This is a genomic window from Ruminococcus sp. SR1/5 (genome assembly GCF_000209835.1).
In the GTDB taxonomy this organism is placed as follows: Bacteria; Bacillota; Clostridia; order Lachnospirales; family Lachnospiraceae; genus Blautia_A; species Blautia_A fusiformis.
Genome location: NC_021014.1, coordinates 2,656,795 through 2,677,886 on the forward strand (window position 1 = coordinate 2,656,795; position 21,092 = coordinate 2,677,886).

Below are 21,092 nucleotides of genomic sequence, written 5' to 3' on the forward strand. Positions count from 1 at the left end.
TCTTCTCTGAACTTTTTCACTCTAAACTACTCTCTTATTCAGGACAATGCTTTAAGGATCTGTTTCATGCACTTTTTCAACTTCATCCCATCTTTTAATCCCAGTCGATAAAAGAATTCCTCTGTATCTGCTCCACTGTTGAATATAGCATCACAATATTTCGTAATCGCTTCTTCCTGCTCCGGCGAAAGTGAAACTATTACTTTTTCATATTCTTCCTCGACTTTATCTGGTTCTGTATCTGTTTGCTGTTTTAATTTCCAGTCCGTATATGCCTTTCCCATGTGTTCTGTTATTGCCAGATTTAAAAATTCTTCAATTTCTTTTGTCATTTTCATAGATTCCCACCTGCTCTTTCTCAATCCTGTATCTCATTTGCCCTCCTATACATACACCAATTCGTTCAATACAATTTCCTGTGCACGATTCCTGATATTATTTGCCCTGCGAACCCATTCCATAGGATTCTGTGCTTTCAAGTCCTCTGTTACGCCCTCAGCACTTCTCATCTGTGCTTCAATCAGCTCAAAGCGTTCCTGTGCCTGTTCATTCACATCTGCCAGATGACTGTCCAGCCTGGCGGTCAGAAGAAGACAGCTATACATTCCTGATTTATGTTCTTTCAGATATTCCTTCCGTAGCATCCCCCAGCAGCCAATCGGTCTGGTTTCTTCCGGTAAGGATAACACTGGCAGATAATAATCTCCTACCAGTACATAATCCAATCCATTATTATCATCATGTATCTTTTTTCTTAATTCGCTCATGTGCTTGCCTCCCTCAGATTTTCCTTTGCTCACGTAAATATGCTTCAAATATACTTCTTCGAATCAAAACTTTCTTTCCAATCTTATAGACTGCTCCAGCTTCATGTGCCATGCGAATAACAGGTTTCATTCCCAACCGGTAATACTCACACGCCATATTGTAGGTCACATAGTCATGGCTCATAAATTCCAGATCTTCATCGTCAATCTCATCTGAAAACATCCATACATTACCGCTCATCTGTCTTCTTCTCCTTATCTTTTCCTGTTGCCGGTTCATGGAAACGTTCCAGGTAATCATCAAAAATATCACGACGAATCAGTACCGTTCCATCAATTCTGTAAATAGCTCCTGCATCACTGGCAAGCTCTAAGAGTTTCTTATGAGAGATACTGTAAATAATCTCTGCCTGTTGATATCGCAGATACTGTCGGCGTAATTTTCTTAAATGTTCCGGAACTTCCTTCATACTTGTAATCGGTTTGTACTTTTCATTCATAATGCTTTCCTCCAAAATTAGATTTACTGTTTTACAGAAGTTGACTGCCGGAATATAACTTTTCCACGAAAAAAGCACCTCTTAGATCAACTCTAAGAAGTGCTCTTGCTTCATTGCCAAACCCGTGTCTTTCCACCTGAAATTCGTCATGCTTCATAACGATTCATTATTATCCCAAATTTTGTTGTCAAATTGTTGTCAAATGCGGTCTGACATCATGGTTTTAGACATTTTATATTTAATTTTAGTACAGCTTTGCACCAGCCGGAATGTGGTTATCAACCATCAGAAGATGAAGTTTTTCTTCTCCTTCTTCTTCGTGGATTGCACTAAGCAACATACCACAGGATTCAATTCCCATCATAGCTCTTGGAGGCAGATTTGTGATAGCGATCAGTGTCTTGCCTACCAGTTCTTCTGGCTCGTAATAAGCGTGAATACCGCTTAAAATCGTACGATCTGTGCCTGTTCCGTCATCCAGAGTGAACTGCAGAAGCTTCTTGGATTTCTTAACAGCTTCACATGCTTTTACCTTTACAGCTCTGAAATCAGACTTGCTAAAAGTATCGAAATCTACAAATTCTTCGAATAACGGCTCCACTTTTACCTTAGAGAAATCGATCACTTCTTCTTTCTCCGGTGCAGCTTCAGAAGTGCTGTTTGTTGTCTTGGAAACTTTCTTATCAGCGTCCAGTGACTTCATTGTCGGGAACAGAAGTACGTCACGAATTGCCTGGCTGTCTGTCAGGAGCATAACGAGACGGTCGATTCCGTATCCGATACCACCTGTTGGCGGCATACCGATCTCCAGTGCATTCAGGAAGTCTTCATCTGTGTGGTTGGCTTCCTCATCACCTGCGTCTGCAAGAGCATCCTGTGCTTTGAAACGCTCTCTCTGATCGATCGGGTCGTTGAGCTCGGAATATGCGTTACACATTTCCCATGTATTGATAAAGAGCTCGAAACGCTCTACCTTGTTCGGATCGGAAGGTTTCTTCTTGGTCAGCGGAGAGATCTCGATCGGATGATCCATGATAAATGTCGGCTGGATCAGCTCTTTCTCACAGTACTCCTCGAAGAAGAGGTTGATGATATCACCCTTCTTATGGCGATCCTCATACTCGATATGATGCTCGTCAGCAAGCTTCTTGGCTGCCTCATCATCTGCTACTTCATCAAAGTCGATTCCTGCATATTTCTTGATGGCATCGTTCATGGTCAGACGTGCGAAAGGCTTTCCAAGATCGATCTCGATACCATTGTAGGAAATCTTTGTGGAACCGCAGACCTTCTCTGCAAGGTAACGGAACATGGACTCTGTCAGCTCCATCATTCCCTCATAATCAGTATATGCCTGATAAAGCTCCATCAGAGTGAACTCCGGATTGTGACGGGTATCAACACCCTCGTTACGGAATACACGGCCGATCTCGTAAACTCTCTCAAGTCCGCCTACGATCAGTCTCTTAAGATAAAGCTCCAGGGAAATACGAAGCTTAACGTCTTCGTTCAGTGCGTTATAATGTGTCTCAAATGGTCTTGCAGCTGCACCGCCTGCGTTGGAAACCAGCATTGGTGTCTCAACTTCCATGAAGTCACGTCCTGCAAGGAAGTTACGGATCTCCTTAAGGATCTGGGAACGTTTGATGAATACATTCTTGCTGTCCTGGTTCATGATAAGATCCACATATCTCTGACGATAACGGGTATCTGTATCTGTCAGTCCGTGGAATTTCTCAGGAAGGATCTGTAAGCTCTTGGAAAGAAGAGTCATCTTCTCTGCATGAATGGAGATCTCACCTGTTCTTGTTCTAAAAGCAAATCCCTCCAGACCAAAAATATCGCCGATATCAGATTTCTTGAAATCTGCATAGGAATCGGTTCCAATGGCATCTCTTGCCACATAAACCTGAATGTTACCCTGTAAATCCTGGATATTGCAGAAAGAAGCTTTTCCCATTACACGCTTGAACATCATACGTCCTGCGATTGATACATGGATCGGGCTTGCGTCCATGATGCTTCTTCTTTCTTCATAATCCTTCTTCTGAGCCTCTTTTGCCTGCTCTTCATCAAGACCTGTTACATCAAGTTCCTTGCGATCTTTGAGAAGCTCTGCCTCATGTGCTTCATAGAGATTCTTTACCTCAAGGGAATGATGTGTCTGATCAAATTTTGTGATCTGAAACGGGTCCCTGCCATTTGCCTGAAGGTCTGCCAGTTTGTCACGACGTACCTTAAGCAGCTGGTTTACATCCTGCTTCTTCTGCTCTGCCACTTGTTGGCCTCCTTAATCTATCTGTCTTTCAAGCGGATCTGTACGATCCGCTCCGTTGTCTGCTTTATACGTTTCTCTGGATCTCAAGAACCTTGTATTTCATGATTCCGGACGGCATCTCAACCTCAACGATATCGTTGGTGTGTGCACCGATCAGTGCTTTACCTACCGGAGACTCATTGGAGATCTTTCCCTCAAGGCTGTTAGCCTCTGTGGAACCTACGATCTTCAGCTCCATATCTTCCTCAAATTCATAATCATGAACCTTAACCTTGCAGCCTACGCTGATTCTGTCAAGATCGACTTCGTCCTCTACTACAACCTCAGCGTTCTTGAGGATCTTCTCGATCTCCTCGATACGTGCCTCGATATCTCTCTGCTCATCCTTTGCTGCATCGTACTCTGCGTTCTCAGAAAGGTCTCCCTGCTCTCTGGCCTCTTTGATCTTTCCTGCTACTTCTTTTCTCTTAACAACTTTCAGATCGTGCAGCTCGTCTTCCAGTTTTCTAAGTCCTGCGTATGTGAGTAAGTTCTTCTTTGCTTCTTCCATTTTGCCTTACTTCCTTTCAAAACCGTGCTGTTTTTTCTGAAAAAAATACAGCTTCGGATATTTCTGTTGCTACCATTCCCAAGAGCTCTTTTTTCTAAAAAAGGGCGTAAAAATCTCAGGATATTCACAATTCCTGTATTATACCGAAAAGCCCCAGTATTGTCAAGCATTCCACGTCGAAAAAGGGTCCCTGAAATATGCAAAAAAAGCCGCGCGAAATCTCAGATTTCAACACGGCTTTTCTATATTATCCTGCCCGGTCTGATTCCTTATTTCTTCTCTGGAAAAAGATCTTTATAACGATTAGTCACCATCTGTGTCTGATACTCAAAATCCTGTTTATGCTGATTGACCAGTGTAGAAAGGATGATCCCGGAAAACCAGCAGATGATAGCTGTCAGGATCACAAACCCGCTGACGATCAGTGTCGGGATCTTTTCCACTGTCCCAACCTCCAGAAAATGTACCAGCACCGGAATAAAGAATACCATTCCCACCACAAACAGCACTGCTGCGATAAGGGAGAAGAACTCCAGCGGCTTGTAATTCTTGAACATTTTCACAATAGTCTTCAGGACCTTAAATCCATCTGCATAAGTATTCAGCTTGGACTCACTTCCCTCCGGCCTGTCACGATATTCAATGACTACATTCTCAACCTGCATGTTCTTATCGATGGCGTGGATCGTCATCTCTGTCTCGATCTCAAAATTCCTGGAAAGTACCGGGAATGTTTTTACAAAGCGGTAACTCATGGCACGGTAACCTGTCATGATATCCTTGATGTTGCTTTTGAAAAGACGGTTAATGGAACCTCTTACGATGCTGTTTCCAAAGTTGTGGAAAGGTCTCTTGTTCTCTGTAAAATATGTAGAAGAAAGGCGGTCACCAACTACCATGTCTGTGCCTTTCTCCAGAACCTTGCTGCACATTTCAGCTGCAAACTCTGCCGGATAAGTATCGTCGCCATCTACCATAAGATAACACTGCGCATCGATATCCCGAAACATACTGCGGATCACGTTTCCTTTTCCCTGCTGATACTCATAACGGACAACTGCCCCTTCTTTTCTGGCGATCTCGTCTGTTCCATCTGTAGAGTTATTATCATATACGTAGATCACAGCCTCCGGAAGTGCTTTTTTCATATCGCGGATAACCTTTGCTACCGTCTTGCTTTCGTTGTAGCAAGGAATTAAAACTGCTATTTTATCTGCCATTATCTTTCTCCTGTAAAACAAAAAACTTTCTGCGGATTCCCGCTAACTGACTGTAGCACGCGCCCCGTTCCTTGTCAATAGAACGTTTCGTTTTCTCCGGCATACTTTTCTCTTTTATCGCTCCAGTACCATATCTGTAAGCTTTTTCAGCTCTTCATAGCTTGAAATATTATTAGATTCTCTCCGGATTCCCGCACTGTGCCGCATACCGGCTGTATACCAGGCTACATGCTTCCGCATTTCGCGGATCCCGATATACTCACCCTTGATCGCGATCTGATCTTCGGCATGGCGCAGGATCATCTCGCAGACTTCCTCTGCGGTTGGCCTGGGAAGCTTTTCCCCGGTGCGGAAATAGTGGTTCAGCTCCCGGAAGATCCACGGGTTCCCACGTACTGCACGACCGATCATCACTGCATCGCAGCCAGTTTCTTTAAACATGGCTTCTGCAGTTTCCGGTGAAACGATATCTCCGTTTCCTATCACCGGAATAGTCACCGCTTCCTTCACCCTGCGGATAGCATCCCAGTCCGCCTGACCGGAATAATACTGCTGTCTGGTCCTTCCATGAACTGCGATGGCTGCTGCACCGGCATCCTCCACCCGTTTTGCGATCTCCACCACATCCACCGGCGTATTTTCATCAAAGCCAATGCGGACCTTCACCGTTACCGGCTTGGAAACTGCTCCGGAAACACTGCGGACGATCTCTTCGATCAGCTGAGGATCCTTCAGAAGAGCTGAGCCCTCGCCATTATTTACCACCTTGGGAACCGGACATCCCATATTGATATCGAGAATGTCAAAGGGACGCTCCTCAATGCTTTTTGCCACCTCTGCCATAAGGTCCGGCTCGCTGCCGAAAAGCTGCATGGATACCGGATGCTCCCCGGGATCGATCTCCATCAGCGCCTCTGTATTCTTATTATGAAAAGAGATCGCCTTGGCACTGACCATCTCCATACAGATCAGGCCTGCACCCTGCTCCTTGCAAAGTCTTCGAAATGCCAGATCCGTAACCCCTGCCATCGGTGCAAGCACAAAGGGGTTCGGTATCTCCACATTTCCGATCTTCCACTGCATCTTCATGGATCATTCCTCAACGGCATCTGCTTTTTTCTGCAGTTCCTCATCCGGGATATCTCCCAGGAAAAATACCTTGTAATACATTTCCAGAGATTCCAGAAGCTCTCTTTTGTCCCGCTGGAGCTCCTTGATCTTCAGTGCACTTCCGATCTCGTCAAAACGGGCATCTGCCTCCAGGGCCTCAGTCTTAAACTGCAGACTGCCGTCCTCATCAAATTCCAGTGTCAGGATCCCGCCTACATCCTCTGTGAAAAGCACACACATGATCTGCAGCTCCTGCTTTACCGTCTCAGGAAGAGACGCAAAATCCTGGTTAAAATAATATTTCTGCTCATAAGAGCTTGCTCCGCAGAGCACAATGTTATCCTGATACATAAAATCTCCTTTATTTATAACTTGACACTCCCTGCAGCTAAAGCAGGGAGATTCTTGTTTTTTCCACTACTGCAATAAAACATCAACGGAAAATCGCTGCCGGAAATTTTATCCGATCTGTGCTGCATGTTTTACACATAGCTGTATAAACCACGTACAGAAACCTCTCCGGAATTTACTTCCTCGACTGTACCGTCTGCACGCTCTACCAGAAGCTCTCCGCCGGCATTGATCCCTCTTGCGATCCCCTCATATGGATCATTCTGATCCAGTACACGTACCGGCTGGTTCAGATTGGCCAGCATTTTCTCATAATCCGGTTTCAGGCCGCTGAGATCCTCTGTCTGTACAAATCTCTCATAATTTTCCTCAAAATGCTTCATCACAAGTCCGACTACCTGTGCCCGGTCAAAGGGATGTCCGCTTTCCAGATACAGAGAGGTAGCCTTATCTGCCATTTCTTCTGGGAAGCTTTCCATATTTACGTTAATCCCGACTCCGATAACTGCACAGCCGATCTTATCCTGCTTCATGGTCATTTCGGTTAAAATACCGCAGATCTTTTTGCGGGAAACAACTACATCGTTAGGCCATTTGATCCATACATCAAGTCCGAGCTCTGCCACTGCCTGTGCAACCGAAAGTCCCATAACAAGTGTCAGCATCGGCGCCTTCTGCGGAGAAAATTCCGGGCAGATAAGGATACTCATAGTAATGGCACTGTCCGGCGGCGCACTCCATCGTCTTGTAAAACGTCCGCGTCCTGCGGACTGATATTCTGCCACAAACAGCTCTCCGTGTCCTGCGCCTTCTTCCCTCCAGGCACGTTTTCCCCAGAGGTTGGTGGAATCTGTTTCTCTTGCAAAATGGACGGTTTTGCCCGCCCATTTTGTATGTGTTGCCTGTGAAATTATTTCTTCATTAAATAAATCTGACATTATTTCTCCGGCTCTCCTAATGTTGCAACGATCACAGCCTTAATGGTGTGCATACGGTTCTCAGCTTCGTCGAATACCTTGGACTGCGGAGACTCGAATACCTCGTCTGTAACCTCCATATCTGTAAGGTTGAAACGCTCGCCCATCTCTTTTCCGATCTTTGTCTTAAGATCATGGAATGCCGGCAGACAGTGAAGGAAGATCGCCTTTTCACCGGCATTCTCCATTACATGTCTGGTAACCTTGTATGGTGTCAGGTCGTGGATACGCTCTGTCCATACTTCGTCAGGCTCGCCCATGGATACCCATACATCTGTGTAGATGATGTCCGCATCTTTTGTTCCTGCCTCCACATCCTCTGTGAGAGTGATGGTGGAACCTGCCTCTTCTGCCCACTGCTGACACTGTGCTACAAGCTCATCATTCGGGAAATATTTCTTATTGGTGCAGGCTACGAAATCAAGACCAAGCTTGGAGCATACAACCATCAGGGAATTACCCATGTTGTAACGGGCATCGCCCATGTATACAAGCTTCAGGCCTTTCAGTTTGCCGAAATGTTCACGTACTGTCAGCATATCTGCAAGCATCTGTGTCGGATGATACTCGTTTGTCAGACCATTCCATACCGGTACACCTGCATGCTTCGCAAGCTCCTCAACAATATCCTGACCGAAGCCACGGTACTCGATTCCCTCATACATTCTTCCAAGAACTCTTGCAGTATCTGCGATGCTCTCCTTCTTTCCGATCTGGGAGCCTGTGGGATCCAGATAGGTAGAACCCATTCCCAGATCATGAGCTGCCACCTCGAAGGAACAGCGTGTTCTTGTGCTTGTTTTTTCAAAGATCAGGGCAATATTCTTACCTCTGTAATACTCATGAAGCTCTCCTGCTTTTTTCTTTGCCTTCAGATCTGCTGCAAGGTCGATCATGTAAGTGATCTCTTCCGGTGTAAAGTCTTTCAGTGTCAGGAAATTTCTTCCTTTAAGATTCATAATATGTCCTCCTCATGGCTACAGATTTATTTCTGCTCTGCCGGTTTATCTGTCATGATTTCCTTCAGGGATGTTGCCAGCCCTGCGATGCCCTGTATCTCGGACGGAATGATGATCTTCGTTGCCTTACCGTCAGCAACCTTTGTAAGAGCCTCCAGGCTCTTCAGAGTAAGAACAGATTCATCTGCTCCTGCTTCCTTGATCATACGAAGTCCTTCTGCAGTTGCCTGCTGTACTTTAAGGACTGCCTGTGCCTGTCCTTCAGCCTCTTTGATCATACGCTCCTTCTGAGCCTCCGCATGAAGGATCGCCGCCTGCTTCTCAGCCTCAGCATCCAGGATAGCGGACTGTTTTTTACCCTCAGCAACAAGGATGGTGGAACGTTTCTCTCCTTCTGCTTTCAGAATGGCTTCTCGTCTCTCACGCTCAGCCTTCATCTGTTTCTCCATGGCATCCTGGATGGCTGCCGGAGGAATGATGTTCTTAAGCTCCACACGGTTAACCTTGATTCCCCATGGATCTGTAGCCACATCAAGGGAAGCACGCATCTTGGTATTGATAACCTCTCGGGATGTCAGTGTCTCATCCAGCTCCATATCACCGATGATGTTACGAAGTGTTGTAGCAGAAAGATTCTCGATCGCCATGATCGGATTCTCAACGCCATATGCGTAAAGCTTCGGATCTGTGATCTGGAAAAATACAACCGTATCGATCTGCATGGTTACATTATCTTTGGTAATTACCGGCTGCGGTGGAAAATCCACAACCTGTTCTTTCAGGTTTACTCTTCTTGCAACACGCTCAATGAACGGAACCTTGAAATGGATTCCTGTACTCCAGGTAGCCTTGTAAGCGCCAAGACGTTCCAGTACCACTGCATAGGCCTGCGGTACAATGCGGATACAGGATGCAAGTACCCACAGCACAAGAACGATGACTACAAGCAAAACAACAACTCCACCCATAATTTAGCCCTCCTTGCTAATTTCTTTTACGATCAGCTTCACTCCGCGGATCTCTTCGATCTCAACCACTGCACCTGTTGGAATTTCTTCCCCGTCATCTGCGGTCCGTGCAGTCCACTCGATGTCATTGATCCTCACCTGCCCGGTCTGGGCCAGGTTGTTGACCGGCTGTATCACTACGGCTCTTTTTCCCAGAAGGCTCTCTGCATTGGTCTTTTCCACGCCCTTGTTCATGTAGCGGACCGCCAGAGGTCTGGTAAAGATCAGAAGCACCACGGAAACTCCGAAAAATAAAAGGAGCTGTACAACAATTCCCCCACCAAGCCACGAGGTAATGCACGCCACAAGAGCACCGCCTGCAAACCAGACAGTGGTAAGTCCTACCGTGATTGCTTCAATTACCAGTAAAATTGCCAGTATTCCAAGCCAGGCCAAAGGTGTCATAAAACCCCTCCTCTCTTATTCTCTTCTCTGTCTTGCAGCTTCGTACATCAGGATTCCTGATGCCATGGCAGCATTCAGTGATTCTACTTTTCCGCACATGGGAATGCGGATCAGACAGTCTGCTGCCTCCGCTGCCTGATCGGTCAGGCCCTTTCCCTCGTTTCCGATGAAAAAAGCGGTGCCGCCCTTATAGGATTCCTGATCATAGGAATTCTCACCCTTCAGATGAGCTGCAAAACTGCGGATTCCCTTTTCTTTCAGCTTCTTTTCTAATGATACCACATCTTCCACATATAGAAAAGGCATTCTGTAAATGGAGCCCATAGTAGAACGGATCACCTTGGGATTTGTGATATCCACGCAGGTTTTTGTGAGGAAAACTCCGCTTACGCCGGCGCCCTCACCGGTCCTGAGAATGGTTCCCGCATTTCCCGGATCCTGAAGATCCTCCAGAACCATGACCAGAGGATTTTTTCCCGCCAGTACCTCTTCCTCGCTCCAGGAAGGCAGCTTCAGAACTGTCAGGATCCCCTGGGGAGTCTTGGTATCACACATCTGACGAAATACGGAATCCTTCACGATCTCACAGGGATATTTTTCTGCCTGAGACATCAGCTCTCCATCCCGGGAAACGGTCTCGGAGACAAACACCTGGGAAACCCAGCTTTCCGGTGCTTCCAGAAACATTTTCCGGCCCTCTGCCACAAAAAGTCCCTGCTCTCTTCTGGCTTTTGCCTTCTGGTTCAGCTGCATGACATTTTTTATTTTTGCATTTGATACACTGGTTATCATACTTTTATTTCTCTCCTTCCGGCAATCCGTATTCGGTTAACGTAATTCCTCACGACTTGCATTCAGATCCTTGTTTTTTCCGATGGCGATTATGGAACAGTTGTCCGGAAGCGGTTCGGAAGGATCCAGATCTACCGTGACATTTTCACCCTGCTTGATGCCAATGATATTAATGTGAAAACGCTCCCGTACATTCAGATCTACCAGATTTTTTCCACTCCAGGATACCGGCATGGAAAACTCCGCCATACTGAACTCCGCTGAAAGCTCAAACACATCCAAATACCCGCCGGACATAAGATTTCTGGCAACTCGCAGTCCCATGGACTGTTCCGGATAAATGATCTTATCTGCACCAATTTTGTCAAGTATACGTCCATGAAGAGAATTCATACTTTTTGCAACTACAAAGGGCACTCCCAGATCCTTGGCCTGCATGGTCGCGGAAATACTGGCTTCCAGATTTTCGGCAACCGCGATAATGGCTACATCCACATTCTGAACTCCCAGAGCCTTCAGGATTCCCGGTTCACGGACATCTGCTTTTACCGCATAGGTTACTTTTTCGGAAATCTCTTCGATATTTTCTTCTTTGTCATCAATGGCAAGGACATCGCAGTCTGACTCTGCCAGCGTCACCGCCAGAGTCATTCCAAACTGTCCAAGCCCGATCACGGCAAAAGATTTATTTTTCATTCTATTCTCCTGTTTAACCGATCATGATATCTTCTTCACCGAGATGCGTTGTGCTTCCCGGCCTGTTGCGTACACGCATCACAACTGCTGTTCCAAGTGTCAGCGGTCCGATACGTCCCAGATACATGGTAAGGATCACGATCCACTTGCCTGCCACATTCAGCTGAGGTGTCAGTCCTCTGGAAAGTCCTACTGTAGCCCCCGCAGAAGTGATCTCATATAAAACATCTGCCAGATCCACTCCCGGCATTACTGCGGACAAAAGCACCGTCATGGTAAAAAGGATCAGCACACTGGTTCCTGCAACAACCATGGCAGAACGGAGATAGCTCTCACGAATCCTGCGGCCGTATACCTCTACATCCTTTTTTCCCTGAAGATATGCTGCAATAGAAAGGATCAGAACCGCAATGGTAGTAGTCTTCACACCACCGGCAGTGCCCATGGGTGATCCTCCGATAAACATCCACAGCAGGGAAATGATCACGGTAGGTGTGGACAAAAGCGACTGATCCATGGTATAAAATCCCGCCGTACGTGTTGTCACTGACTGGAAAAAGGATGCCATGAGCTTTGTTCCCAGTGGTGCCCCCTTCAGCGTGGAAGGGTTTCCGGATTCAAAAATAAATACCAGAAATGCTCCTGAAAATACCAGGATCCCGGTCATCGTAAGGACCAGCTTGCTCTGAAGCCGCAATACACGAAAAACTCTGGATGGGGAGAGCTCTTTTCTCAGAACCTTGCGGAATTTATCCCACAGATCCCACCAGACGATAAATCCAAGACCTGACACAATGATCAGGCCAATCGTAGTGATATTGACCAGCGGATTGCTCACATATACCGAAAGGCTTGTTTCCCCGAAAAGATCGATCCCTGCGTTGCAGAATGCAGATACCGCCAGAAATATGGCATGCACCAGACCTTTTTTTATTCCAAATTCCGGTACAAAGCAAAACGCATACAGGACCGCACCGATTCCTTCTGCAAGAAACACGCATTTCACCACACTGCGGACTACAGCCACGACTCCACCCATTTCATCCAGGTTATAGGATTCCTTGATGATCCGCCGGTTTTTCAGGGAAATTTTCCGCCGGAGGCTGATGAATATCATATTCGCCAGTGCGATCAGTCCGATTCCGCCGATCTGTATCAAGCACAGGATAACCGCTTTTCCAATGGGGCTCCACTGAACTGCCATAACAACTGTGGAAAGTCCTGTCACACATACGCTGGTCGCCGCTGTAAAAACAGCATCCGGGAAGGTAACAGCCTGCCCGGGTGCACTGCAGAACGGCATCCACAAAATAAGTCCACCTACAAAAATCACCCCCGCAAAGCCGAGGGCAATTATTTGTGACGTATTCAGTTTATGCAATCCGTCTGAAACTTTTTTTAAGTTCATAAATATCTTTATTTTCTGTAATTATGAGAAAGAGAATTGCAGACCTCCCACATGTAGGAATCTACATTCTTCTGCATTGCAAGAGCCTCATTGATGTCGAAATCAACAAACTCACCATGACGGTATCCAACCACACGGCTGCGTTTTCCGGCAACAAGAAGATCTACTGCAAGAGCACCCATCATGGACGCATATACACGGTCCTTACATGTAGGGCTTCCACCACGCTGCATGTGACCAAGGATCGTTGCACGTGTCTCGATACCTGTTGCAGCCTCGATACGCTTTGCCATAGCCTCTGAATGGCCGATACCCTCAGCATTTACGATGATATGGTGTTTCTTGCCTTTCTTACGGCTCTCTACGATATTGTCAATAAGCTTCTGCTCATCGTAATCATATTTCTCCGGGATCAGGATATCCTCAGCACCGTTTGCGATACCGCACCATACTGCAAGGTATCCGGCGTTACGTCCCATAACCTCGATGATACTGCATCTCTCATGGGATGTGGATGTATCACGTACCTTGTCAATAGCTTCCATAGCTGTATTTACAGCAGTATCGAAACCGATGGTGTACTCGGTACATGCGATATCAAGGTCAATGGTTCCCGGCAGGCCAATGGTATTGATTCCAAGGTTCGCAAGCTTCTGAGCACCTGCGAAGGATCCGTCTCCACCGATAACAACAAGGCCGTCGATTCCATGCTTTCTGCAGATCTCTGCAGCCTGCTGCTGTCCTTCCTCTGTTCTCATCTCTGCACATCTGGCAGTATAAAGAATTGTTCCGCCTCGTTCAATCGTATCGGAAACGTCCCTTGCTGTCATATCTCTGATCTCTTCATTTAAGAGACCGCTGTATCCTTTATAGATTCCCTTTACGTTCAGTCCGCTGCTTAATCCTCTTCTGACAACAGCACGGATTGCAGCATTCATTCCAGGTGCGTCACCGCCACTGGTCAAAACGCCGATCGTTTTGATTTTGTTCTCTGCCATATTGTTATCCTCCATCTTATGAAACAACCTATTGTAATACACATATTCGGGTATAGTTTATAGCATTTTTATAAGTTTTTCAATACTCTCTCCACAATTTTAACATTGGAACTTCCATATTTTTTACACATGCGCTCCAACCAGGAATCCTCGATATGGACCTGATAAGCAGGGGGAAGTTTCTTCATTGCCTTGACATCTTTGAGATAAATAACCACCGTGCTGTTTCCTCTGGATTCCATCAGATCGTCTACCAGACCGGTCTCGGCTTTTGCGTACTCTTCCCGGCTTTCAAACTGGAGCCACAGTTCTCTTGGCATATCATCAAAAAGACGGACCTTTTCCAGGATCAGCTTGCTGGCTTTGTCGTCTTCTGCGGATACTCTTCCCTGAATAAAGAGCCGGGCATCTTCATTCAGGAACATCTGGCATTTTTCGTAATCACGTGGAAATACCACAACCTCCACGGTGCCTACCAGATCTTCCACTGTAAGGAACGCCATTACCTTATTATTCTTTGTATATTTTATGGTTTTATCCGTGATCATTCCACCCACGATCACTTTCTGGTTATCGTAAACCTCCGGTATCCCTGTTTCATCATCCGGCTGAAAATCAGAAGTTTTTGCAGAGATCATTTTTTCCATCATATTCCGGTAACGCTCCAGCGGATGACCGCTGAGATAGATGCCGAGAACTTCCTTCTCAAAGGTCAGTATCGTCTCCTTCGGATATTCTGCTGCCTGCGGCATACGGATCTCAAATTCCTTTTTATCTTCTTCAGGCGCAATATCAAAAAGACTCAGCTGTCCCGCCATGGTATGCTTCTTATCCTGGTTGATACTGTCTATGATCTGCGTATAAACCGTCATTTTCTGATTCCGGTTTCCCTCCAGGCAATCCAGCGCTCCGGCCTTGATCAGATTTTCCACAACTCTCTTGTTGATCTGGTCGATATTTCGCTCAATAAATGTTTTCAGGGAGGTATATTCTCCGTGCTCCTCACGCTCCCGCACAATCCCCTCGATTACCGGACGGCCGATACTCTTGATGGCAGAAAGTGCATAACGAATGGAACCATTGTCAACAGAAAAGCCATAAACACCATGATTGATATCCGGCGGAAGGATCCGGATCCCCATCTGACGGCATACAGAAATATACTCGGCAACCTTGTTCGGCATTTCCACAACGGATGTCATCAGTGCAGCCATAAATTCTACCGGATAGTAATATTTGAGATATGCCGTCTGGTAGGAAACCACTGCATAAGCGGCAGCGTGAGACTTATTGAAGGCATACTTTGCAAAATCTGTCATCTCATCGTAGATCTTGTTTGCGATCTCCTCGGAAATACCGTTGGCAATACATCCCGGTACTCCCTCTTCCACGTTTCCGTAAACGAAATTCTGGCGTTCTTTTGCCATAACAGAAGCTTTTTTCTTGGACATGGCACGGCGCACCAGGTCACTTCGTCCAAGGGTGTAGCCTGCAAGCTCACGGACGATCTGCATAACCTGCTCCTGGTATACGATACAGCCATAGGTTGGCTTCAGGATCGGCTCCATCTGCGGACAGTCATAACGGATGGTATCCGGACGGTTTTTTCCACGGATGTACTGCGGAATGAAATCCATGGGACCCGGACGATAAAGCGAAATTCCCGCGATCACGTCCTCAAGGCTCTGAGGCTTCAGCTCCTTCATGAAGCTTTTCATTCCGGCACTCTCCAGCTGGAACACACCGTCAGTACGTCCTGTTCCGAGAGAATCCAGTACCTTTTTGTCGTTGTAGTCGATCTTTTGCATATCCAGAAGCATACCGGTACTTTTTTCCACCATTTTCACAGCATTCTGGATAACCGTCAGGGTACGGAGACCCAGGAAATCCATTTTCAGAAGTCCCAGCTCTTCCAGTGTTGTCATGGTAAACTGCGTGACAATGGAACCATCCTGTGCTCTGGAAAGGGGTACGTATTCCGATACATCCTTCTGGCTGATCACAACACCTGCCGCATGCATGGAGGTATGCCTCGGAAGCCCCTCCAGACGTTTTGCCAGATCGATCAGACGATGGATATCGTCCTGTTCTTCGTAAGCCTTGCGAAACTCCGGATTCATTCCCAGTGCCTTGTCAATGGTGATATTCAGCTCCTGTGGGATCATCTTGGCGATGGTGTCCACCTGGGCATAAGGCATATCCAGAACACGGCCTACATCACGAATGACACCGCGGGCTGCCAGTGTACCGAAGGTAACGATCTGAACCACGCAGTCATCACCATATTTTCTTCTTACATAATCAATAACCTCCTGTCTCCGTTCGAAGCAAAAATCCACATCGATATCCGGCATGGATACTCGCTCCGGATTCAGGAAACGTTCAAAGAGCAGATCATACCGGATCGGGTCCAGCTGGGTGATCCCAAGTGTATAGGCAACCAGGCTTCCTGCGGCAGAGCCTCGTCCCGGACCGACCATGATATCGTTGTCCCTGGCATATTTGATAAAATCCCATACAATGAGAAAGTAATCTACATATCCCATGTTTTTGATCGTAGACAGCTCATAATCCAGGCGCTTTTTCAGCTCCTCTGTTACCGGATGATAACGCTGCTCAAGTCCCTCATGGCAAAGCTTGTTCAGATATTCCCAGGAGGTAAATCCGTCCGGCACATCATATTTCGGCAGCTTGGTCACACCAAATTCAATCTCCACATGACATCTCTCCGCGATCCTGTGCGTATTTTCCAGCGCTTCCAGCGCATATGGAAAAAGCCTCGCCATCTCCTCCGGCGATTTCACATAATACTGGCCACCCTCATAGCGCATTCTGTTCTCATCGCTGAGCTTTTTCTGAGTCTGCAGACAAAGAAGAACATCATGTGGTTCCGCATCCTCTGCCATAGTGTAATGCACATCATTGGTGGCAACCAAATCGATCCCCGTCTCTCTGTGCATACGGAGAAGCTGCTGGTTTACGGTCTGCTGCTCCGGGATCCCATGGTCCTGAAGCTCCAGAAAGAAATTTCCTTTTCCGAAAATATCCTGGTAACGTAATGCCGCGATCTTGGCATCCTCATACATTCCACGTGCAAGATATCTGGCGACCTCTCCCGCCAGGCAGGCACTTAAGGCAATGATACCCTCGTGATATTTTTCCAGAAGCTCCAGATCCACACGTGGCTTGTAATAAAACCCTTCCACGAATGCCTTGGATACAATTTTCATCAGGTTGCTGTATCCCTGATTATTCTCAGCCAGCAGGACCAGATGATAATAACGGTCATCCCCACTTCCCACTTCTCTGTCAAAACGGGAGCCCGGAGCCACATAAACCTCACATCCGAGGATCGGATTGATCCCGGCTTCTCTTGCAGCTCTGTAAAAATCGATCACACCATACATAACGCCATGATCGGTGATCGCCGCACTGTCCATACCCAGCTCTTTTACTCTGGCTACATATTCTTTGATCTTATTGGAGCCATCCAGAAGGCTGTATTCTGTATGGACATGTAAATGTGTAAACTCCAAATTTATTCTCCTTATCGTAAAAAACAGGGCTCCAGATCCTCCCCGCTCTGCACTTTTCTCTGAACGTGCCGGAGCGTGTCTGATCCGGAGCCGGTCAACACCTTGTTATTTTTTAATGTAGATCCTTTTGTCACGGATCTCTACTTTTCCTTCCTTCATCAGATGACCGACTGCACGCTTGAATGCGTTCTTACTGAGGCCAAACTCTCTCTTGATGACTTCCGGTGAGGCATGATCATCAAATGGCAGCACCCCTGCAAATTCCTCGATCACGCTGAATACGCTCTCTGCATCCTCATTGATCTGGATGTAAGCCTTCTGGCGGTCACTGACGTTCATCTTGCCATCCTCTTTCACCTCTGTGACACGAAGATCAAGAATGGCTCCCGGTCTGTACTTGCCTGTTGCCTCCCGTGCCGGGATCAGAGCGGAATATTTATCATCTACCGCAACAAAAACGCCGAAATTCCCACTGATCTCATAGACACGCCCCTTTACCGCATCTCCCGGTACATAAGGAGTTCTGGTGGAAAGATAATGATACACCTTCATGGTTGCACAGAGTCTGCTGCTCTTATCTACATAAAGAGCTACCAGACACTCCTCCCCTTCACGGACCCGGTTGGTCTGCTCATGATACGGAAGAAGAAGATCCTTCTCCAGTCCCCAGTCAAGAAAAGCACCGATCCTGGTGACCTGTTTTACCTTAAGGACTGCGGTCTGTCCTACCTGAAGCATCGGCTCACGGGTAGTTGCGATCAGTCTGTCCTGGGAATCCTTATAGATGAATACTTCGATCTCATCACCTGCTTTGGTTCCTTCCGGTACCTGTTTGGACGGAAGAAGCACTCGCTCATTCTGAGGTGCGTTTCGGTCCTCTCCAAGATATATTCCGAAATCCACGGTTTTTACAACCAGTAATTTCTGTTTTTTACCTAATTCTATCATTCTTACTCCTGTTCCTTAAAACTATATATGATCATTTACTATTTGCTGTCTGTCCTGCATTATAACATAAGAGAATTATTATAGAAAGCACAAAAAAGGCAGCTTCGGAAATTTCTTTCCGTCACTGCCTTTTATTTGACATTCATGGGGGAATCTGTCCCCACATTGGGTCAGTCTGTTATTCTGTTGGTTTCTCAACCGGCATCGGGTTCATCATTTTAATGACAAAAAGTACGATCAGCATCAGCACGATTCCCACCGGAAGAGCGATCCATGCTGTTTTTACAAAGCCTGCAACAATATAAGTTACAAAGGATACTGCCGCAGCCAGGATCGCATACGGAAGCTGTGTGGAAACGTGAGTCACATGATCACACTGTGCTCCTGCGGAAGCCATGATCGTTGTATCGGAGATCGGTGAGCAGTGGTCTCCGCAAACTGCACCTGCCATGCAGGCGGACATGGAAATGATCATCATCTCAGGACTGGATTTCTCAAATACCGCAACAACGATCGGGATCAGGATACCAAAGGTTCCCCAGGAAGTACCTGTAGCAAATGCAAGTCCGCATCCAACCAGGAAAATAATGGCCGGAAGGATAACTTCAATACCACCGGCAACAGAACGCATTGCTTCTTCTACGAATACCGCTGCACCAAGTGAGTCTGTCATAGCCTTCAGTGTCCATGCAAAGGTCAGGATCATGATCGCCGGTACCATAGCCTTGAAGCCTTCCGGGATGCATCCCATACAGTCTCTGAAATTGACCACACGGCGGATCATATAGAAAATAATGGCAAACACCAGACCAAAAGCACTTCCCATTGCAAGGCCTGTAGAGGCATCACTCTGTGAAAATGCGGTAACAAAATCTGTTCCGCTGAAAAATCCTCCTGTGTAGATCATACTGATGACACAGCAGATAACAAGCACAACGATCGGAATCACAAGATCGATCACCTTTCCTCTCGGATTCGGTGTCTCATCATCCGTTGCATTCTCATACGGTCTTGCAGATGTTGTATAAAGATCTCCGTTCAGAGCATTGATCTCATGTGTTCTCATGGCACCAAACTCGGTTTTCATCAGTACCATGCCAACCATCATTACAATCGTAAGGATCGCGTAAAAGTTATACGGGATGGTTCTTACAAAAATCGCAAGTCCATCCTGTCCCTCTACGAATCCGCTGACTGCTGCTGCCCAGGATGAGATCGGTGCGATGATACATACCGGAGCAGCTGTTGCATCGATCAGGTATGCAAATTTCGCTCTGGATACGTGATGTCTGTCAGTTACCGGACGCATAACGCTTCCTACTGTCAGGCAGTTAAAATAATCGTCAATGAAGATCAGGATTCCAAGGATGATCGCTGCAAGTTCCGCGCCCACACGCGTGTGGATCTTTTTGCTGGCCCATCGTCCGAATGCGGCGGAGCCGCCGGCCTTGTTCATCATACATACCACAGATCCCAGGATAACCAGGAAGATCAGGATACCTACGTTATAGCTGTCAGCAAGAACCTTGATGATTCCTCCCTCAAAAATCTGTGTTACCGTTCCTTCAAATTTAAATCCGGAATAGATCAGTGCTCCTACTACAATTCCCACAAACAGAGAACTGTATACTTCTTTTGTGATCAGTGCAAGGACGATCGCAACAAGAGGTGGAAGCAGTGCCCAGATCGTTGCATACAGAGCAGGCTGGTAAGTCTCCTCCGCATCCGCAGCCAGCACAGTCAGGGGACTTGCCAGTGCGCCCATGAATACCATTGCCATAACAGACAATGCTGTTCCTGCTTTTTTACTCATTTTTCTCCTCCCTTTTCGGGGACAAAAAAACGGAGGCTGTCTCTTCTTAAGAACACCTCCGGTTAAATAATCCTTATTTAACTAATAGCCTGTCAGAAAATCTCCATTCAGCATATTAAATGCAGATCTCCCGAAGTGCTACCGATAGCGCTCCACATCCGTGACAGTACAACGCATATTCTGCGTTATCCCAGCACCCTGTCATCTGGCCTTCCAGAGCACTTCGGCAGATTTTCCTTTCTTTATGAACAGCCTGCCAGGGCCTTGCATCCATAAATACTGATAAAATCCGCGCCTCTATCTTCTTATCCGTGACCGTTTGCCCTCCGCAGGACTTCCCGGCCATCTTTTTTCTTTATACTGTAGCAGTTTCCGACATAAATATCAAGTAGTTTACACAGATTCCTGCCATTCAGACCAATATTGTTACTTTTCACTCCGTTTTCAGTAACACGCTTCGCGGAATATTACCAGCGAACTGTAATCCAATATTGCCTTATTTACTGCTCATTCAGCAGCCACTTCACATCCACTCCCAGCACCTTTGCAAACACCCGCAGTTCATAATCTGCCACAAAACGTTCTCCTCCTTCGATCCGGCTGATACTGTCACGCTCCAGCATCACTCCTTCCACCTGCATTTTTGCTGCCAGCGCAGATTGCGACATCCGTTTCATATTCCTCATCTGGCGTATTTTTTCTCCGGAAACGTTCTTTTTTCCCTGATAAGTGTATATTTTCATCCTGCCACCTATTTTAATAAATGTGTTAATGTTC

The 21,092-nt window shown here is 46.6% G+C and carries 21 protein-coding genes and 1 riboswitch; all 21 genes read right to left on the reverse strand.

The features are described 5' to 3' along the window. Positions 1-38: 38 nt before the first annotated feature. Complete coding sequence (locus CK1_RS13270; protein ID WP_021651153.1) at positions 39-338, reverse strand: hypothetical protein; 300 nt, start codon at positions 336-338, stop codon at positions 39-41. 45 nt (positions 339-383) lie between these two features. Next, entirely contained in the window at positions 384-767 is a 384-nt protein-coding gene (locus CK1_RS13275) for a TnpV protein (protein WP_015526717.1), read from the reverse strand. Between the two features lie 13 nt (positions 768-780). Beyond that, a complete protein-coding gene (locus tag CK1_RS13280) occupies positions 781-1,008 on the reverse strand; it encodes a DUF6462 family protein (RefSeq protein WP_015526718.1) in 228 nt (75 codons plus the stop codon). Then, positions 998-1,267: a DUF6462 family protein gene (locus CK1_RS13285; RefSeq protein WP_015526719.1), complete on the reverse strand. Its 270-nt coding sequence runs from the start codon at positions 1,265-1,267 to the stop codon at positions 998-1,000. Before CK1_RS13285 ends, CK1_RS13280 begins: the two co-directional genes overlap by 11 nt. A 244-nt stretch (positions 1,268-1,511) precedes the next feature. Next, entirely contained in the window at positions 1,512-3,545 is a 2,034-nt protein-coding gene (lysS, locus tag CK1_RS13290) for a lysine--tRNA ligase (RefSeq protein ID WP_021652594.1), read from the reverse strand. A 64-nt stretch (positions 3,546-3,609) separates the two neighbouring features. Next, the gene (gene greA, locus CK1_RS13295) at positions 3,610-4,095 is read right to left on the reverse strand and encodes a transcription elongation factor GreA (RefSeq protein WP_015526720.1); all 486 of its coding nucleotides are present in this window, start codon (positions 4,093-4,095) and stop codon (positions 3,610-3,612) included. Positions 4,096-4,364: 269 nt separating this feature from the next. Then, positions 4,365-5,315, reverse strand: coding sequence for a glycosyltransferase family 2 protein (locus CK1_RS13300; RefSeq protein WP_015526721.1), 951 nt, complete (start codon positions 5,313-5,315; stop codon positions 4,365-4,367). A gap of 114 nt (positions 5,316-5,429) precedes the next feature. Next, a complete protein-coding gene (gene dusB / locus CK1_RS13305) occupies positions 5,430-6,404 on the reverse strand; it encodes a tRNA dihydrouridine synthase DusB (protein WP_015526723.1) in 975 nt (324 codons plus the stop codon). 3 nt (positions 6,405-6,407) lie between these two features. Next, entirely contained in the window at positions 6,408-6,776 is a 369-nt protein-coding gene (locus tag CK1_RS13310; protein WP_015526724.1) for a DUF6145 family protein, read from the reverse strand. Between the two features lie 131 nt (positions 6,777-6,907). Next, positions 6,908-7,714 (reverse strand): biotin--[acetyl-CoA-carboxylase] ligase, encoded by an 807-nt coding sequence (locus CK1_RS13315; RefSeq protein ID WP_015526725.1) that lies wholly within the window; start codon positions 7,712-7,714, stop codon positions 6,908-6,910. Beyond that, positions 7,714-8,712, reverse strand: a complete 999-nt coding sequence (gene argF / locus CK1_RS13320; RefSeq protein ID WP_015526726.1) for an ornithine carbamoyltransferase — start codon at positions 8,710-8,712, stop codon at positions 7,714-7,716. The genes CK1_RS13315 and argF overlap by 1 nt, the downstream gene beginning before the upstream one ends. Positions 8,713-8,738: 26 nt before the next feature. After that, positions 8,739-9,680, reverse strand: a complete 942-nt coding sequence (locus CK1_RS13325; protein ID WP_015526727.1) for an SPFH domain-containing protein — start codon at positions 9,678-9,680, stop codon at positions 8,739-8,741. Positions 9,681-9,683: 3 nt separating this feature from the next. Further along, the gene (locus tag CK1_RS13330; RefSeq protein ID WP_015526728.1) at positions 9,684-10,124 is read right to left on the reverse strand and encodes an NfeD family protein; all 441 of its coding nucleotides are present in this window, start codon (positions 10,122-10,124) and stop codon (positions 9,684-9,686) included. 15 nt (positions 10,125-10,139) lie between these two features. After that, positions 10,140-10,916 carry a TrmH family RNA methyltransferase gene (locus CK1_RS13335; protein WP_015526729.1) on the reverse strand — a complete coding sequence of 259 codons (777 nt, stop codon included), beginning with the start codon at positions 10,914-10,916 and terminating at the stop codon, positions 10,140-10,142. Between the two features lie 36 nt (positions 10,917-10,952). Further along, positions 10,953-11,612, reverse strand: a complete 660-nt coding sequence (locus tag CK1_RS13340) for a potassium channel family protein (RefSeq protein ID WP_015526730.1) — start codon at positions 11,610-11,612, stop codon at positions 10,953-10,955. 13 nt (positions 11,613-11,625) lie between these two features. Beyond that, positions 11,626-13,020, reverse strand: a complete 1,395-nt coding sequence (locus tag CK1_RS13345; protein ID WP_021652589.1) for a TrkH family potassium uptake protein — start codon at positions 13,018-13,020, stop codon at positions 11,626-11,628. Positions 13,021-13,028: 8 nt separating this feature from the next. Continuing rightward, positions 13,029-14,018 carry a 6-phosphofructokinase gene (gene pfkA, locus CK1_RS13350; protein ID WP_015526732.1) on the reverse strand — a complete coding sequence of 330 codons (990 nt, stop codon included), beginning with the start codon at positions 14,016-14,018 and terminating at the stop codon, positions 13,029-13,031. A gap of 68 nt (positions 14,019-14,086) precedes the next feature. Next, positions 14,087-17,554, reverse strand: a complete 3,468-nt coding sequence (locus CK1_RS13355) for a DNA polymerase III subunit alpha (protein WP_022426228.1) — start codon at positions 17,552-17,554, stop codon at positions 14,087-14,089. A 105-nt stretch (positions 17,555-17,659) separates the two neighbouring features. Continuing rightward, entirely contained in the window at positions 17,660-18,502 is an 843-nt protein-coding gene (locus CK1_RS13360) for a CvfB family protein (protein ID WP_015526733.1), read from the reverse strand. A gap of 178 nt (positions 18,503-18,680) precedes the next feature. After that, positions 18,681-20,315, reverse strand: a complete 1,635-nt coding sequence (locus tag CK1_RS13365; protein ID WP_015526734.1) for a Na+/H+ antiporter NhaC family protein — start codon at positions 20,313-20,315, stop codon at positions 18,681-18,683. A gap of 137 nt (positions 20,316-20,452) precedes the next feature. Then, positions 20,453-20,623, reverse strand: a riboswitch (Lysine riboswitch). A gap of 192 nt (positions 20,624-20,815) precedes the next feature. Continuing rightward, on the reverse strand, positions 20,816-21,058 hold the full coding sequence (locus tag CK1_RS13370; RefSeq protein ID WP_015526736.1) for a helix-turn-helix domain-containing protein: 243 nt from the start codon (positions 21,056-21,058) through the stop codon (positions 20,816-20,818). Positions 21,059-21,092: the final 34 nt, after the last annotated feature.